Here is a 15,734-nt window from a genome sequence, read left to right as displayed (position 1 = left end):
TCGTTATTCACTAACTTTGTGTTTCGTAAATACTAACTAAATATGACTGTAACAAATGCCGCAATCATCATAATAGGTGATGAAGTTTTAGCTGGAAATACCATTGATACCAATTCTAACTTTATTGCTAAAGAACTTCATAATATAGGGATTAAAGTCGCCGAAATCTTTACCATTTCAGATGATGCCGACTGCATTAAACAGGCTTTAAACGATGCCTTCAAAATCACCAACCTCGTGATAACCACAGGCGGTCTAGGACCTACCAAAGACGACAAAACGAAAAAAGCCATTGCTCACTTTTTTGATGATAACCTCATCACAGACCCCGAAACTTTGGCTCATCTGGAGCAAATTTTAATCAAACGAAACAGAGTGCATCTCTTTGATATTAACCGCCCACAGGCAGAAATCCCTTCAAAAGCCAAAGTCATACAAAATCATAATGGTACCGCTCCTTGTCTAATGATGGAAGAAAACGAAAAAATTGCCTTTGTTCTCCCTGGTGTACCTTATGAAGTAAAGCCCTTGATTAAAGACCAAATCATTCCGCTACTAGCTGAAAGGTTTTCTTTATCACATATAGTGGTAAAAATCATCTCCGTGGTTGATTTCCCCGAAAGTCTTTTAGCCCAAACCATAGAAGATTGGGAAAACCACCTGCCCGAAAACATAAAACTAGCCTACCTCCCCATAGGAAACCGAGTAAAGCTAAAACTCACCGCCATCGGGAATAATAAAACCGATTTAGAAGCCCAACTCAACCAAATTATAGAACCGCTAAAACCTTTAATCCAAGACAAAGTCATTTCTTGGGATAACGAGGATATAGCGTCTATCCTTAAATTTATTCTTACCCAAAGAGGGCTTAGCATCTCTTCCGCCGAAAGCTGTACTGGGGGCGGCATTTCAAGGTTAATCACCTCTATATCGGGCAGCTCTGCCTATTTTCAAGGAGGCATTACTGCCTATGCGGTCAATCAAAAAATCAATATCTTAAAAGTTCCCGAACAACTGATAAACCAACACACAGTAGTTTCGGAACAAGTAGCCGAAGCAATGGCGAGAGGTTGTCAAGAGTTGTTTAAAACAGATATTTCTATCTCTACCACAGGCGTTGCAGGTCCACAAACCGACCAATATCAAAACGAAATAGGCTCTGTGTATTATTCCGTAAGAGTAAAAAACAAAAGCTACAACTACCATTTGCACCTGCCTCATCTAGATAGAGAGGACTTTATGAACTTCGTTTCTCAAAGAGTTTTACAGTCTGTTGTGGAAGTTCTTATGTTTAATCCCAATGAGCCTTAAACACTTTTTAACAAAAAAAATTGTAGCTTTGTAGAGTCAGCTTAAAAACTGTTACTATACTAAAGTTAAAAATAAACGACAAAAATATCTATTCAAATGAAGAAAATTACATTAAGCCTATTGGCACTTTCTGGAGCATTAGCTTTTCAGTCTTGCTCTGTGAATAAGAAAGTAGCTCACACGGAGCATACTTCTCACGCTGGACATCACCACCACGAAGAACACGGGATTAGCCTAGAATATATGGATACCAATGTTCGCCCTCAAGACGATTTTTACAATTTCGTAAATGGAGGTTGGATGCGTACGGCGGTTATTCCTTCGGATAAAGCCTCTTGGGGAAGTTTCAACGAATTGCGTGAAAAAACAGACGAGGCATCTCTTACAATTCTTAAAAATATCCTTTCTGAAACCTATGCTGAAGGTACTGAAGGTAAAAAAATCCAGACCCTCTACGCTTCTTTTATGAATATGGATAAAAGAAATGCAGAAGGCATCAGCCCTATCAAAAATGATTTAGCTAAAATTGAGGCTATCAAAAACTTAGCAGACCTACAAACTTATCTTATAGCGGCAGTTCGTACAGGGGACAACCCTCTTTACAGTTGGTACGCCTACACCGACCTTAAAAACTCTAAGATGAACACCATCTATCTAGGTGGACCTCGTCTAGGTTTAGGAAGAGATTACTATCAAAAAGAGAACGCAGAGAACACAAAAACACTCAACGAATACCAAAAGTATGTGGCTTCTCTATTAGATGTTTTAGGATATAAGAACTCTAACGATACCGCTAAAAAAATAGTAGATTTAGAGAAAACAATGGCAAAAACGCTACTTACCAACGAGGAAGGTAGAGATGCCAACAAACGCTACAACCCTAAAAACACTTCTGAATTGCCAAGTTTAGTGAAAAATGTAAACCTTTCTACTTATCTTAAAGAGGCTGGTGTAAATACAGATAGAGTCATTTTAGGAGAGTTAAGTTATTATCAAAACTTGGATAAATTCATCAACAATGCTAATCTACCTCTAATTAAAGATTATCTTAAATTAAGATTACTTTCTAGCAATGCAGATAATTTAGATAAGAAATTAGACGACATCAATTTCAACTTTTATAGCAAATACCTTCAAGGGCAAAAAGAGCAAAGAGCTATGGAAAAGAGAGGACTTAGCCTCATCAATGGAGTTCTTGGCGAAGCTTTCGGTAAACTGTATGTAGATAAATATTTCCCTGCTGAAGCTAAAACAGAAATGGAAACGCTTATCAGCTACCTTAAAAAGTCTTACAAGCATCATATAGAAAACCTAGATTGGATGTCTGCTGAAACTAAAGTTAAAGCGTTAGACAAACTAAACAAATTTACTGTAAAAGTGGCTTATCCTGACAAATGGGAAGACTACTCTAAACTTAACTTCAATAACGGTTCTTCTCTTTATGACAACTTAAAGCAGGTTTCTCTTTGGGCTTACGAAAAAACTTTAGCCGAAAAAGTGAATAAACCTGTGGACAAATCTAAATGGGGAATGACACCGCAAACCGTAAACGCTTACTATAACCCAACCAACAACGAGATTGTATTCCCGGCAGCGATATTGCAACCGCCATTCTTCAACTTTAAGGCAGACCCTGCGGTTAATTTTGGAGGTATTGGTGCAGTAATCGGTCACGAAATTTCTCACGGATTTGATGATGGTGGTTCTCGTTTTGATGGTGATGGAAACCTTAGCAACTGGTGGACAGATGCAGACCGTAAAAACTTTGATATTAAAGTAAAACAGCTAGCAGACCAATACAGCAAGTACGAGCCTGTAAAAGGAAGTTTCGTAAATGGAGTCTTCACTAGTGGAGAAAACATTGCAGACTTAGGTGGTGTAGCCATTGCTTACGACGCGTTAAAAATGTATCTTAAAGATAAAGGTAACCCAGGGGAAATCAGTGGTTATAACCAAGACCAAAGATTCTTTTTGAGCTGGGCAACTGTATGGAGAACTAAATCTACCGAGCAATATATGATTAACCAAGTAAAAACTGACCCACACTCTCCAGGTTACTTCCGTAGTTTTGGACCGTTGGTAAATGTAGATGCTTGGTATGATGCCTTTAAAGTAGAAGCAAAAGACAAACACTACAAAAAACCAGAGGATAGAATTAAAATCTGGTAATAAAGTTTACAAAACGATGAGTGGGGCTACCTTAAGAGGGTAGCCTCATTTTTATTTCTTAAAAGACACCTTCAAAAGAAATCCTTATCTTTGCTCTATGAATTTTATTAAAAATAATCTCGCTAATGCCTTTACTTTAGGCAATTTGTTTTCGGGGTGCGTAGGAGCTATCCATTTAGTTAACGGAGCTTACGAAATTACCGCTATATGCATCATTATTTCTTTAGTATTAGATTTTTTTGACGGATTTATAGCCCGTGCCTTACACGCCAATTCGCCTTTGGGTGTTCAGCTAGATTCTTTGGCAGACATGGTAAGTTTTGGGCTAATACCAGGGTTGGCAATGTATAAACTCCTAGAACCTTATGGCGTAAACATTGGCAGTTTTGCCTTTCCATTTGAAATAAAATACTTGGGGCTTTTCATTACCCTATTCTCCTGTCTAAGACTGGCTATTTTCAACATTGATGAAGAACAAAAATACTACTTTAAAGGACTGAATACACCTAGTAATACCGTTTTAATTTTCGGTATTTACTATATCGTGGCTGATGTATTTTCGTTAAAAATATTAGAGCAACCTCACTACGGTTGGGGACTTTTAACTTTAACTGCACTTAGTTCGTGGCTGCTAGTTAGCCCCATTAAAATGATAGCAATGAAGTTTAAATCTAAAAAACTAAGTGATAATTACCCTAAAATAGCTTTATTAGCAGGTGGATTGCTCATTCTAGCATTCTTTAAAATATATGCCATTCCTTTAATCGTGGTGTATTATATTTTAGTTTCTTTAATATTTCAAAAACAACTCAACTAATTTTACAATAATGAATTTAAAACTACATAAACCCCTGTGCATATTCGATTTGGAAACCACAGGTACCAATATTTCTAAAGACCGAATTGTAGAGATTTGTATTTTAAAAGTAAATCCAGACGCTTCTAGAGAAACCAAAACTTGGCTTGTGAACCCAGAAATGCACATTCCGGCGTTTGCAACTGCAGTACACGGAATTTCCGACGAAGATGTAAAGGACGCTCCCACTCTGAAAGAAATTGCTCCAAAAATTATGGAAATGATTTCAGGAGCAGACTTGGGCGGATTTAATTCTAACCGATTTGATGTCCCACTTCTTGCCGAAGAAATGCTAAGAGCAGGAGTAGATTTTGACCTTAGTAAAATGAAACTAGTAGACGCTCAAGTGATTTTCCATAAAATGGAACCTAGAAATTTAAGTGCCGCTTATCAGTTCTATTGTAACAAAACCCTAGAAGATGCTCATTCTGCAGAGGCAGACACCCTCGCTACTTTTGAAGTGCTAGATGCCCAAGTAGGCAAATATGAGGAGTTACCTAAAGACATCAATGGTCTAAGTGAGTTTTCTTACCATCAGAAATTTGCAGATTTAGCAGGTTTTATTGCCTTTGATGATAAAGGACAAGAGATTTTTACTTTTGGGAAATATAAAGGACAACTGGTAGAAGAAGTTTTAGCCAAAGATGCAGGTTATTTCGGTTGGGTGCAAAATGCTGACTTCCCGCTCTACACCAAGAAGGTGCTTACCAGCATACAGCTAAGACGAAAATTTTAATCGTTCAATCTAAAATAATTGATTTATGAAAATCCTTTGCATCGGAAGAAACTATACCGAACACGCCAAAGAACTTGGCAATGCGATACCCGAGGAGCCTGTTATTTTTATAAAACCCGACACGGCACTACTTAAAGGAAACGATTTCTATATCCCCGAATTTTCTAACGAGATACACTACGAGCTGGAAGTCGTTCTAAAAATATCTAAAGGTGGAAAGTATATCCAAAGGGAAAATGCCCACAAACATTTTGAGGAAATAGGTTTAGGGATAGATTTCACGGCAAGAGATTTACAATCTAAACTCAAATCCAAAGGACTTCCTTGGGAGCTTTCCAAAGGGTTTGATGGCTCGGCAGTGGTAAGTTCGTTCTATAAAAAGGAAAACTTTGATTTAAACAATATCAATTTTTCTCTTTTCCAAAATAAAATCCAAAAGCAAAACGGAGCCACTCGACATATGATGTTCGGCTTTGAGGATATTATTGCCTTTGTATCAAAATATTTTACTCTAAGAGTGGGCGACTTAATATTTACAGGAACGCCCGAAGGTGTAGGCAAGGTGCAAGAAAACGACCTTTTGGAAGGCTATCTGGAAGACCAAAAAGTTTTAGATATTAGGATATTGTAGGCTTTTAGGCTTTAATAATTCAACATTTTTTTGTAACTTTAGAGAACTAAAAATCAGTAGTTATGACTAATATTATTCTTCCCGTTGATTTCGGCGAAAGCACAGATTTCCTTCTTGATGAGACTGTAAAGTTTGCAAAAAAGACCAATGGTAAAATATTCCTCATTCATGTAGCACCTTCGGATATAGGCTTTGCGATTGGCGATATGGGCTTCCAGTATTTCCCTGAAATTGAGAAAAACGAAATACAGCAAGAAGCTCTACAACTCAACGAGCTACAACAGAGAATCATTGCCCAAGATGTAGACTGCGAGCATATCCTAAAGCAAGGCATCGCCAAAGAGGTTATTTTGGACTATGTGCAAGAGAAAAAGGCAGATTATATTGTGATGGGCTCTCACGGTAGAAGCGGCATCTATGATGTTTTTGTAGGCAGCCTGACTAAAGAACTTACCAAAAGTGCCCCAGTGCCTGTTTTGGTAATTCCTTGCCACCAGCATAAATAGCTATTACATAATACCACAAAAGGAGTTTTTAGAAATTTAAAAACTCCTTTTTTATTTAGTCTAGTGGTTCATTAGGGCGTGTCCCAAGCCATTGCTATTCCCTAGGCTAATGGGTCGGTCTTCGGGCAGTCGCTCTTTTTTGCCAAAGCCTTCTCCCCTTGCCCAAAAAAGGAGCTCCAACAATGCCCTCCGCCCTCACGCAAATGCAATATCCTTGTGAGATAATAGTTTCCCAAAATAAAATTCCCCAAAACTATTTTAATAATAATTTTGGGGAATGATTTTTTTAAGTTCTTATTAACTCCTTACAAATTTAGCAATACTCTCCAACAACTGCGGACGGTCTTCCAAAGCAATTTTAGCAATACTATAGAACTCTTTCACCCATTTTTCTAAATCAGAAAAAGCAGCATTTTTTTGCTTAGTAGCGTCTTGGCTTTCCCCTTTTTCTTGGGTATAAGTCGCATAGGCTTTTTGAGTCTTTTGCAATTGGGTGAGTTGTGCCTCTACGCTTTCTTCCGTAATCTTCAGTCGGTTAAGAGGGCTTAGCAGGGCACTATCTTCTTTTAAACTATGGTAAAAAATATTTATTTCATCTAGCAAATTCGCCATCTGGCGAGAACTTTGCCCCTTTAGACGAAGGTTTTTGAGCGTTTCGGGCTGGTCTTTGTAGATGATTTTGGCTTTTTTTCGGTCGGTTTTATAGGTTTTGAGCAGTTGTTCAAACTCGGTGGTGAATTGTGCATAAGCAGTAGTTTCTTCTTGCCCTTCTTTGATGTTTTTCTGATACACTTCCTGTGCTTTGTCGTAAAGAGCTTTGCCTTTTTGCACTTCGGCATCATCGTAGCCATACTCGGCGAGTTGAGATTTTAGTTCGGTTTGGGTCTTGATATTTTCAAATAAAATACCGTAGTCTTGCAGGGTTTGCTGGTTAGAAAAATACTTTTTCATAGAATTTATTTTTTAGGATTGATGTGTAAATATACTGATTTTTGTCATATATCTGCTCAACTTCCCAACGTTTTATCGTTGCTTTTTTGTTTCCCCCTACCGTATTTTTGTTTTTATCCTTTACAGTTGTATTTTCTCTTATTACATTTCTATTTTCCCCCGTTACAATTCGGTTTTCCCCCACTGCAATTCTATTTTTACTTATTACAATTTTATTTTCCCCTGTTGCAATTCAGTTTTTACCCTTTACATTTCTATTTATACTCATTACAATTCAGTTTTACACCGTTACAATTAAATTTCTACCCTTTACAATTATACGTGTCTCTGTTACTATGAGATTTTTCCTTACAGCTTTGCTATTTTTTCTCGTTACACCGATGTATTAGATAAAAAAGAAGACAAGACACAAAATAAAAACTCGCTTTCTTAAGTGATAAGAAAACGAGCAAAATAAAATGTGATTGAAAAACTTATTCTTTCTTCACCGTTTCATAGATGTGGTGTATAAGCCCATCAGCAACGGATATTTTAGGGACAAATATTTTAGAAATATCCGCCCAGTTTAAAATATTATTAAAAATTTTAAGGGCTGGTACAATTACATCGGCTCGGTCTTCACGGATTTTGTACTTTACCATTCTTTCCTCTACGCTTAGTTGAGAAAATTCTTTGTAATATTTCTTCAGTTTAGAAGTTGCCAAAGCCTTACCATCTTTAGTTTTACTCATAGAAAATACCTTATTGATATTTCCTCCAGAGCCTATCGCTACTATCGGTTTTTTGCCCGTAATATGGCTCTTGATTAAGTTTTTCATCTCCTCCCAATGGGCATCGGTTACCAAATGATTTAGAAGCCTAATTGTCCCTATATTAAACGAATGAGAGAATTTAGCCTTTCCGTTTTCATAAAAGGTAACCTCCGTAGAACCTCCACCCACATCTATATAAAGATAATCGTAATCTTCGTCTAAACCTTCGGCAATGTGATTTTCGTAAACCAAATTAGCCTCTTCAGTTCCTGAAATAATTTCTATCTCAATCCCAGAAGTTCTTGCCACTTGTTCTATTATTTCTTGTCCGTTTTTAGCATCACGCATTGCACTTGTGGCACAAGCACGGTAATGTTCTACCTTGTAGATTTTCATTAAATCGCTAAAAACTTTCATCGTATCTACCACCATTTTAGACCGCTCCTCTCCTATTTCTCCTTTAACAAAGACGTCCATACCTAGCCTCAACGGAATTCTCAACAAATTGAGTTTGGTAAATTCGGGTTGATGATTGGCATTTAAAACCACTTCGTTGATGAGAAGTCTGGCGGCATTACTGCCTATATCTATAGCTGCTAATTTCATACGATTTTAATATTTTTTGTTTTTAAGATAATGATAAATCTCTATCTGTGAACGAATTTTATTCTTCTTGGCTCCTTTTTTCACATAATCGTTATTGAGAGCGTTATCTAAAACTCGTGCTTTAACATTATCACTTAACTGAATTTGGAGTAAATCTTTCAGTTCTTCTTTTAGTTCTGGTTGGTTAATTTTAACGGCGGCTTCCACTCTATAATCCAAATTACGCGTCATCCAATCCGCAGAAGATATGTAAATATCCTCGTTGCCTTTATTGTAAAAATACATCACTCTAGCGTGTTCTAGATACTCATCTACAATACTGATGGCTTCTATTTTAGTTTTAAATTTTTTCTGTTGCACCACACAGAAAATCCCTCTCACTATGGCTTGTATTTTCACTCCAGCTTCGGCGGCTTGGTAAAGTTTTTTTATCAAACCTTTATCACTTAACGAATTGACTTTAAGTATAATTTTGGCTTTTCTTCCCGCCTTAGCTTCTGCTATTTCCCTATCTATTAGTTCTTCTATCTTTGCTCTCATATAATGAGGACACACCAGCAGAGTTTTGCAATTTTTAAGGGCTAGAATAGGGTCTTCCGATGGTTTCCTAAAGTAATTAAACACTTTATTGATGTCCGCCATTATCGCTCTATTGCTAGTCATTAAAAGATGGTCTCCATAGACTTTGGCTGTTTTTTCGTTAAAATTACCTGTACTCACAAAACCATATTGAATGGTCTTACCTCCCACCCTTTTTTTAATTACACAAAGCTTTGCGTGGACTTTTTTATCTGGAATACCCACCAAAATTTTGATACCTTCCACCTCTAGGCGTTCTTTCCATTTGAGGTTAGCTTCTTCATCAAACCTTGCTCTAAGTTCTATCATCACCGTAACCTCTTTCCCGTTTCTAGCAGCATTGATGAGCGCGTTGGCTATTTTAGAGTTTGACGCCAAACGATACGCTGTGATTTGAATAGATTTAACATCTGGGTCCATAGCCGCCTCTCTAAGTAAATCTATCACAGGCATATAGCTATGATAAGGAAAAGTCAGCAAGACATCTCTTTTGGTAATCACATCGGTAACCCTCTGTTGTCCTTCAAAGTAAGGGTGGTTAAACGAAGTTCTTTCCTCTGGTGTTTTATATGTTTTAAAGACATTAGGAAAATCCATAAAATGTTTGAAATTATGAATTTTATGCCCTGGTATTATACTATCTTTCTTCGTAAGTTCTAGCTTTCGGATTAAAAGCTCTAGCAAGGCTTTATCCATATCCTTATCAAACACAAAACGAGTGGGCTTGCCTTTTCTTCTACTTTTAACACCTTTTTTAATTTTCTCCGCCAAAGTAGTGTTAATATCATTATCAAGGTCAAACTCGGCATCTTTAGTTACTTTAAAGGAGTGAGCTTCAAAAACATCGTACCCAAAATACGAAAAAATATGAGGAAGATTAAAACTAATCACATCTTCTAGCAACATCACGCTAGTTTCCTCTCCTTCGGAGGGCAAAATCACAAAACGCCCCATTACCCTAGACGGCACTTCTATAATGGCATAATTGCTCTCATATTGCCACTCTTTTTTACGCATCGCCACTCCTAAATAGAGGCTTTTGTCCCTTAGATAAGGCATCGGTGTCTCTTCCCGAAGAAGGATTGGAATTACATTAGCTTCCACCTCTTCATCAAAATAATCTTTTACAAACTGCTTTTGGGCTTCGGATAAATCCTTCGGAGTTCTGATAAAAACCTTTTCGGCAGCCATTTCTTTTTGGATTTCTTCCCAAGTGGTATTGAAATCGTTTTGTTGCTTAATCACCACTTTATTGATTTTATCTAAAATCTTTTGTGGTTCATCAAAAAAAGAATTTTCTCTGTATTTAGGTTTAAAACTCATTGCTCTTTTCAGTCCCGCCACACGAACGCGAAAAAACTCATCTAAATTATTAGAGAAAATTCCTAAAAATTTAATTCGTAAATGGAGCGGAACAGTCTTATCCATAGCCTCTTGCATTACCCTTTCGTTAAAGGCAAGCCAAGTAATATCTCTAGGATTAAATTGTGGCATAGCGAAACATTTTAGTAATTCCAAAAGTAAGAAAAACAAAGCACAAAAAAAACTCTTTGGACTTCTCCAAAGAGTTTAAATTATTAAATACTAAAATTATCTTAGTTCTGTATCATCTCTTGAATTCTTTCTTGTAAAAGTTCTTGGTCTGTTAAAGCTTCAAAGCCAAACAATACTATCAATACTACATAAGCTAAAACATTTAAGGCACTCAATACAATACCGATAATAGCCAATATACGCCCTGTAGTTAGATTGCTATAATTAGCATACAATTCTGGGTTAGCCCAATAAAGCTGATTGTCTTTTTTGTACATCACTAAAGCAACTACTCCTAAAATAATCCCCGGAACTCCATAACAACAACAACCTAGAATAGATAAAATCCCAAGGACAAGCACTAGTGTGGCGTTTGGTAAATTTTGTTTCATAGTAATTTGAATTTTTAAGTTTAGAAATTTTTACAAAAATAAGAAATAATCATAGTGATTACACTAACAAGAGCCAAAAAAATCATTACCTTACCATAATGTCTCTTTTTATCTATAAAGTTAATAGCACTCACTAACACAAATAATATCAAAGGATAAATGGCAGGAAACATATAAAACGCCTCTACAAATTTACCTTCAGAAATAAGCAGTAAAGCCCTCTGTGAACCACAACCAAAACATTCCATACCAAATATTTTTTTGTTAGGACATGAGAGCATGTAATCTTCTATAGCCATTTAATCATCAGTTATTTATAACTGCAAAAATAAAAAAATAGACTACAAAAAAGTAGTCTATTCTTAGTCATATTATTATTTAATCTTCATCGTCATAATACTCATCACTAAAATCATCAGCAAAGCCTTCATCATCATCAAAATCGTTTTCAAAACTATCAAAGTCGTCAAAATCATCACTCATCATAGTAGGTGAAGGTTTTGATGAAGTGTTTTTACTAGGAGCCTTTAGTGGCATATTACCGTATCTAAATACAGTTATAGGGTAGTTTACTGCAGGTTTTTCTTTTATCACTTCTAAAAGTTCACAATAGAATTCCCACAGGTCTATAAAACCGTATTTGAATAACATTTTGCTACCCTTCTCTGGAAAAGCCTCCGTGATGTATACATCGGACATGATTTCCCCATCTCCATCATCAGACATATCTTCTAGTGGTATCGCATTAAGCTCCGTCCACTCATCATCAGAAAAGTAAAACGAAGACAACTCGTCTCCCTGAAGGCTGAACGCACTTTTGATACCGTTATGCAAATTCCACAAGGTTTGCTTTCCTCTCACCTCAATGTCTCTAAAAACATTATCCTTCGTGTCTAAAATAACTCTGATTTTATAAACCATAACCTTAAATTCTGCTTAAATTCGTTTCTTTAGAAATTTGCCGCAAATATAAAACAAATGATATTCGAAGTAAATTTTTTTATTAGTTTTTTTTTTCTTAAAAAGAAAAACACCATAACTAATTATTTTACAATAAGTTAAATTTTACATATTTTTAAATCATCAGTCATTTTTATGGGCTAGAGATTATCTAACACTAATCTTTTAAGTTTAGTAGGAAAACCTTATTTTTGCACCCAAATAGAAAACGAAGAATGTTAGAACACATCGAAACATATCTACAAGAGGTAAAACAATTTCAGTCTTCAAATAAAGATGAAATAGAACAGTTCAGGATAAAATTTAACGGTAAAAAAGGAATTTTAAACGCCATCTTTGATGAGTTTAAACAAGTTCCGAACGAACAAAAAAAAGCTTTTGGACAAAAAATAAATGTTCTAAAACAAGCTGTTGCCGAAAAACTAGAAGAGCTTAAAAATGCAACTGCCTCTAATATTGTAGTAGAAAAAGAAGATTTAACTCGCCCTGGGTATCCTTTGGAACTAGGAAGCAGACACCCTATCAACTTAGTCAAGAATAGGATTATTGAGATATTTAAGTCCATCGGGTTTGCGGTATCAGACGGTCCTGAAATAGAGGACGACTGGCACAACTTTACTGCCCTTAACCTGCCTGAATACCACCCTGCTAGAGATATGCAGGATACCTTTTTTATAGAGCAAAACCCTGATATTCTCCTTAGAACGCATACCTCATCTGTACAGATAAGACATATGGAGCAAAATGAACCTCCTATGCGTATTCTATCACCAGGTAGAGTATTTAGAAATGAAGCTATTTCTTCTCGTTCGCATTGTATTTTCCATCAGATAGAGGGGCTTTATATTGATGAAAAGGTGAGTTTTGCGGATTTAAAGCAAACCATACAGTTTTTCACTACGGAGCTTTTTGGAAAGTCTAAAATTAGAATGAGACCGTCTTATTTCCCATTCACCGAGCCAAGTGCGGAGGTTGATGTTTATTGGGGGCTTAACTCCGAAACAGACTACCGAATTACTAAAGGTACAGGTTGGCTAGAAATTATGGGCTGTGGTATGGTAGACCCTGCCGTACTTAAAAATGTAAATATAGACCCTGACAAATACAGTGGCTATGCTTTTGGTATGGGAATAGAGCGAATCGTAATGCTTCTCTACCAAATGAGCGACATTCGTATGTTCTTTGAGAACGATGTAAGAATGCTAGAACAGTTTAAAACGCTATAAGTAACAAAAAAGGAAACTTAAGATTTTAAGTTTCCTTTTTTATTTTTAATGAGTATATGCCGCAAAGGCTTCTTCTAAGGAAGCATTCTTGCCTTTGAACTCTTCTATTGGAGAATCTTGTACAATGTTACCCTTGTGTATCAATATCACTCTACTGCACAACGCCTCCACCTCCTGCATAATATGTGTAGATAAGATAACCGTTTTTTTACGCCCAATCTCTTTAATCACTTCTCGTATCTCTAAAATTTGGTTAGGGTCTAGTCCGTTGGTTGGCTCGTCCAAAATCAACAAGTCTGGTTGGTGGATAATGGCTTGAGCTAATCCCACCCTCTGTTTATACCCTTTGGATAATTGTCCTATTTTCTTAGATTTCTCTGGTGTTATCCCTACCAAATCTATCACTTCATCTATCCTCTGTTTAGATATATGATGAATATCTGCCACCAACTCTAAATACTCTCGCACATACATTTCCGTATAAAGCGGATTATTTTCTGGTAAAAAGCCTATCTTTTTCTTAGCGTCTAATGTTCCTACTAACGAAGAGCCATTGAAAGAAATTTCCCCTTCTTCTATATCCAAAACCCCAGAAATAGTCTTCATTAAAGTAGATTTACCTGCCCCATTAGGTCCTAACAAACCTATAATTTCATTTTTTTGTATGGTAAGGTTAATTTGGTTTAATGCAACCTGCTCCCCAAACTTTTTAGTAAGATTTACAATATCTAAAATCATATATCAATAATATCAGTAACAAATGTATAAAAATAACTATTCTTTCTTCGTCCCAAGTTGAGATTGATACAGCAAGGCATAATAACCATTGAGTACCAGCAATTCCTGATGTGTCCCCTCTTCTACTATTTTACCTTTATCCATCACCAGAATTTTATCCGCCTTCTCTATGGTAGAAAGCCTGTGAGCAATGATGATAGAAGTTCTATTTCTAGTAATTTTCTCCGTAGCTTTTTGTATCAATTTTTCACTTTCGTGGTCTATGGAAGAAGTGGCTTCATCAAGAATAAGAATTTTAGGATTAGAAAGATACGCCCTTAAAAAAGAAAGCAATTGGCGCTGCCCCAAAGAAATAGAAGCCCCTCGTTCACTTACCACATAATGATAGCCATTAGGCAAACTTTCTATAAAATCGTCCACCTCTATTTCTTTTGCTATGGTTTTAATTTGCTCTAGAGTGATGGTTTCATCGCCGAACGTTAAATTTTCGTAAATGCTTCCGTGAAATAAGAAAACATCTTGCAATACCACTCCTATATGTTGCCTTAAACTATACAAGTCGTAATCTCTAAGGTCTTTACCATCTAGTAAAATTTGCCCAGAACTCACATCATAAAAACGAGTAATAAGATTGATGATAGTAGATTTACCCGCTCCTGTAGCTCCTACAATCGCCACAGTTTCTCCTTGGTTTACTTTAAAATCAATCCCTTTAAGCACTTCCTGTTTATCATCATAAGAGAAATGCACCGCCTTAAAGTCTATCTCTCCTTTAATATCTGTAATAATTTCTTTCCCTTCATTAGGCATCGCTTCGTCTTGATCCATAATCCCTAGAACTCTCTCTGCTCCTACCAATCCTCTTTGAATATTGTTAAAACGGTCAGCAATTTGGCGTAGCGGTCTTATCAGCATATTTACAAACTGTATAAACGCTATCACTTCCCCAGGCGTAGCATTTTGATTATACAAAGCATTATAACCCGCATAGAACAAAATAAGCCCAATGAATAAAGAAGTAATAAGCTCCACCACAGGAAAAAACAAGGAGAAATAAAACACTGTTTTTAGCAACGCTTTTTTAAGACTTGCATTGATGGATTCAAACTTTTCAAATTCTGCATCTTGCCTATTAAATACTTGAATAATAGACATACCCGAGAGCCGTTCTTGTACGAATGAATTTTGTGTTGCCGTCCATTGCCTTTCATCACCAAAAGATTGTTTAAGTTTCTTTTGAAAAAAGCGAGTGATGAGTACCATAATTGGCAATATCGCTAACGCCACGAAACTCAACTGAACATTCACATTAAACATCGCTACAAGCACCATCACTATCCTTAGCACATCTCCAAAGACCATTAGAAAGCCATCTGTATAGACCGTCGCTATGGTTTCTACATCTCCCACTGCACGAGTAACTAATTGCCCAATAGCCGTTTTATCAAAAAATGAAGTCTTGAAGTAAATCAGTTTGTGGTAGAGCTTCTCTCTTATATCTCTCATTACATTTTGAGAAATATAATTGGACAAAAATACCAGCAAAAAATTAAGAATAGTCTCCGCAATCACCAAACCAACTAACCAATAGATACTCTGCATCAAAAGCGTAGTACTTTTCAGCTGCATAATATCGTGGTCAACAATATTTTTGGTGAGAATAGGACGATAGGTAGAAACCACCGCCAAGATAATGGATACCAATAACGCCAACAGAAACCATCGCCTAAAATTCATTCCGATGAAAAATAAGCGTTTAATAAGCGTTCCTGTAGTTTGTTTCTTCAT

The 15,734-nt window shown here is 36.4% G+C and carries 15 protein-coding genes; 7 read left to right on the top strand and 8 right to left on the bottom strand.

Annotated elements, in window-relative coordinates:
- Nucleotides 1-42 precede the first annotated feature (42 nt).
- From D1J36_RS06950 to D1J36_RS06925, 6 genes are all read left to right on the top strand, one after another.
- Complete coding sequence (locus D1J36_RS06950; protein ID WP_154138114.1) at nt 43-1,311, top strand: CinA family nicotinamide mononucleotide deamidase-related protein; 1,269 nt, start codon at nt 43-45, stop codon at nt 1,309-1,311.
- Nucleotides 1,312-1,407: 96 nt separating this feature from the next.
- Nucleotides 1,408-3,480, top strand: coding sequence for a M13 family metallopeptidase (locus D1J36_RS06945; RefSeq protein ID WP_154138113.1), 2,073 nt, complete (start codon nt 1,408-1,410; stop codon nt 3,478-3,480).
- 97 nt (nt 3,481-3,577) lie between these two features.
- Nucleotides 3,578-4,297 carry a CDP-alcohol phosphatidyltransferase family protein gene (locus tag D1J36_RS06940; protein ID WP_154138112.1) on the top strand — a complete coding sequence of 240 codons (720 nt, stop codon included), beginning with the start codon at nt 3,578-3,580 and terminating at the stop codon, nt 4,295-4,297.
- A 10-nt stretch (nt 4,298-4,307) separates the two neighbouring features.
- Entirely contained in the window at nt 4,308-5,072 is a 765-nt protein-coding gene (locus D1J36_RS06935) for a 3'-5' exonuclease (protein ID WP_004920332.1), read from the top strand.
- A gap of 25 nt (nt 5,073-5,097) precedes the next feature.
- Entirely contained in the window at nt 5,098-5,703 is a 606-nt protein-coding gene (locus D1J36_RS06930) for a fumarylacetoacetate hydrolase family protein (RefSeq protein ID WP_154138111.1), read from the top strand.
- 62 nt (nt 5,704-5,765) lie between these two features.
- On the top strand, nt 5,766-6,209 hold the full coding sequence (locus D1J36_RS06925; protein WP_004920337.1) for a universal stress protein: 444 nt from the start codon (nt 5,766-5,768) through the stop codon (nt 6,207-6,209).
- 297 nt (nt 6,210-6,506) lie between these two features.
- Here D1J36_RS06925 and D1J36_RS06920 read toward each other — a convergent pair whose 3' ends face one another.
- The 6 genes from D1J36_RS06920 to D1J36_RS06895 form a co-directional block, all read right to left on the bottom strand.
- Complete coding sequence (locus D1J36_RS06920; RefSeq protein ID WP_153936069.1) at nt 6,507-7,160, bottom strand: hypothetical protein; 654 nt, start codon at nt 7,158-7,160, stop codon at nt 6,507-6,509.
- Between the two features lie 473 nt (nt 7,161-7,633).
- The gene (locus tag D1J36_RS06915; protein ID WP_154138109.1) at nt 7,634-8,518 is read right to left on the bottom strand and encodes a Ppx/GppA phosphatase family protein; all 885 of its coding nucleotides are present in this window, start codon (nt 8,516-8,518) and stop codon (nt 7,634-7,636) included.
- A 6-nt stretch (nt 8,519-8,524) separates the two neighbouring features.
- A complete protein-coding gene (ppk1, locus tag D1J36_RS06910) occupies nt 8,525-10,591 on the bottom strand; it encodes a polyphosphate kinase 1 (RefSeq protein WP_154138108.1) in 2,067 nt (688 codons plus the stop codon).
- Nucleotides 10,592-10,692: 101 nt separating this feature from the next.
- The gene (locus tag D1J36_RS06905) at nt 10,693-11,022 is read right to left on the bottom strand and encodes a CCC motif membrane protein (protein WP_154138107.1); all 330 of its coding nucleotides are present in this window, start codon (nt 11,020-11,022) and stop codon (nt 10,693-10,695) included.
- 20 nt (nt 11,023-11,042) lie between these two features.
- Nucleotides 11,043-11,321, bottom strand: coding sequence for a DUF2752 domain-containing protein (locus tag D1J36_RS06900; RefSeq protein ID WP_064970108.1), 279 nt, complete (start codon nt 11,319-11,321; stop codon nt 11,043-11,045).
- Nucleotides 11,322-11,400: 79 nt separating this feature from the next.
- The gene (locus D1J36_RS06895) at nt 11,401-11,943 is read right to left on the bottom strand and encodes an IS1096 element passenger TnpR family protein (protein ID WP_064970107.1); all 543 of its coding nucleotides are present in this window, start codon (nt 11,941-11,943) and stop codon (nt 11,401-11,403) included.
- Between the two features lie 254 nt (nt 11,944-12,197).
- Between D1J36_RS06895 and pheS the strand changes: the two genes are divergently transcribed.
- Complete coding sequence (gene pheS, locus D1J36_RS06890) at nt 12,198-13,208, top strand: phenylalanine--tRNA ligase subunit alpha (protein WP_154138106.1); 1,011 nt, start codon at nt 12,198-12,200, stop codon at nt 13,206-13,208.
- Nucleotides 13,209-13,253: 45 nt separating this feature from the next.
- Here pheS and D1J36_RS06885 read toward each other — a convergent pair whose 3' ends face one another.
- On the bottom strand, nt 13,254-13,946 hold the full coding sequence (locus tag D1J36_RS06885; RefSeq protein ID WP_154138105.1) for an ABC transporter ATP-binding protein: 693 nt from the start codon (nt 13,944-13,946) through the stop codon (nt 13,254-13,256).
- Between the two features lie 36 nt (nt 13,947-13,982).
- Nucleotides 13,983-15,734: an ABC transporter ATP-binding protein gene (locus D1J36_RS06880; protein ID WP_154138104.1), complete on the bottom strand. Its 1,752-nt coding sequence runs from the start codon at nt 15,732-15,734 to the stop codon at nt 13,983-13,985.

It is taken from the genome of Riemerella anatipestifer (assembly GCF_009670965.2).
Taxonomy (GTDB): Bacteria; Bacteroidota; Bacteroidia; order Flavobacteriales; family Weeksellaceae; genus Riemerella; species Riemerella anatipestifer_B.
This window is presented reverse-complemented; position numbering and strand designations above follow the sequence as displayed.

Excerpts from the sequence above, each read along its gene's own strand:
- D1J36_RS06905 (WP_154138107.1), bottom strand. The coding sequence starts at position 11,022 with ATGAAACAAAATTTACCAAACGCCACACTAGTGCTTGTCCTTGGGATT.
- D1J36_RS06895 (WP_064970107.1), bottom strand. The coding sequence starts at position 11,943 with ATGGTTTATAAAATCAGAGTTATTTTAGACACGAAGGATAATGTTTTT.
- D1J36_RS06935 (WP_004920332.1), top strand. The coding sequence starts at position 4,308 with ATGAATTTAAAACTACATAAACCCCTGTGCATATTCGATTTGGAAACC.
- ppk1 (WP_154138108.1), bottom strand. The coding sequence starts at position 10,591 with ATGCCACAATTTAATCCTAGAGATATTACTTGGCTTGCCTTTAACGAA.
- D1J36_RS06925 (WP_004920337.1), top strand. The coding sequence starts at position 5,766 with ATGACTAATATTATTCTTCCCGTTGATTTCGGCGAAAGCACAGATTTC.
- D1J36_RS06920 (WP_153936069.1), bottom strand. The coding sequence starts at position 7,160 with ATGAAAAAGTATTTTTCTAACCAGCAAACCCTGCAAGACTACGGTATT.
- D1J36_RS06915 (WP_154138109.1), bottom strand. The coding sequence starts at position 8,518 with ATGAAATTAGCAGCTATAGATATAGGCAGTAATGCCGCCAGACTTCTC.
- D1J36_RS06900 (WP_064970108.1), bottom strand. The coding sequence starts at position 11,321 with ATGGCTATAGAAGATTACATGCTCTCATGTCCTAACAAAAAAATATTT.
- D1J36_RS06940 (WP_154138112.1), top strand. The coding sequence starts at position 3,578 with ATGAATTTTATTAAAAATAATCTCGCTAATGCCTTTACTTTAGGCAAT.
- D1J36_RS06880 (WP_154138104.1), bottom strand. The coding sequence starts at position 15,734 with ATGAAGAAACAAACTACAGGAACGCTTATTAAACGCTTATTTTTCATC.
- pheS (WP_154138106.1), top strand. The coding sequence starts at position 12,198 with ATGTTAGAACACATCGAAACATATCTACAAGAGGTAAAACAATTTCAG.
- D1J36_RS06885 (WP_154138105.1), bottom strand. The coding sequence starts at position 13,946 with ATGATTTTAGATATTGTAAATCTTACTAAAAAGTTTGGGGAGCAGGTT.
- D1J36_RS06945 (WP_154138113.1), top strand. The coding sequence starts at position 1,408 with ATGAAGAAAATTACATTAAGCCTATTGGCACTTTCTGGAGCATTAGCT.
- D1J36_RS06950 (WP_154138114.1), top strand. The coding sequence starts at position 43 with ATGACTGTAACAAATGCCGCAATCATCATAATAGGTGATGAAGTTTTA.
- D1J36_RS06930 (WP_154138111.1), top strand. The coding sequence starts at position 5,098 with ATGAAAATCCTTTGCATCGGAAGAAACTATACCGAACACGCCAAAGAA.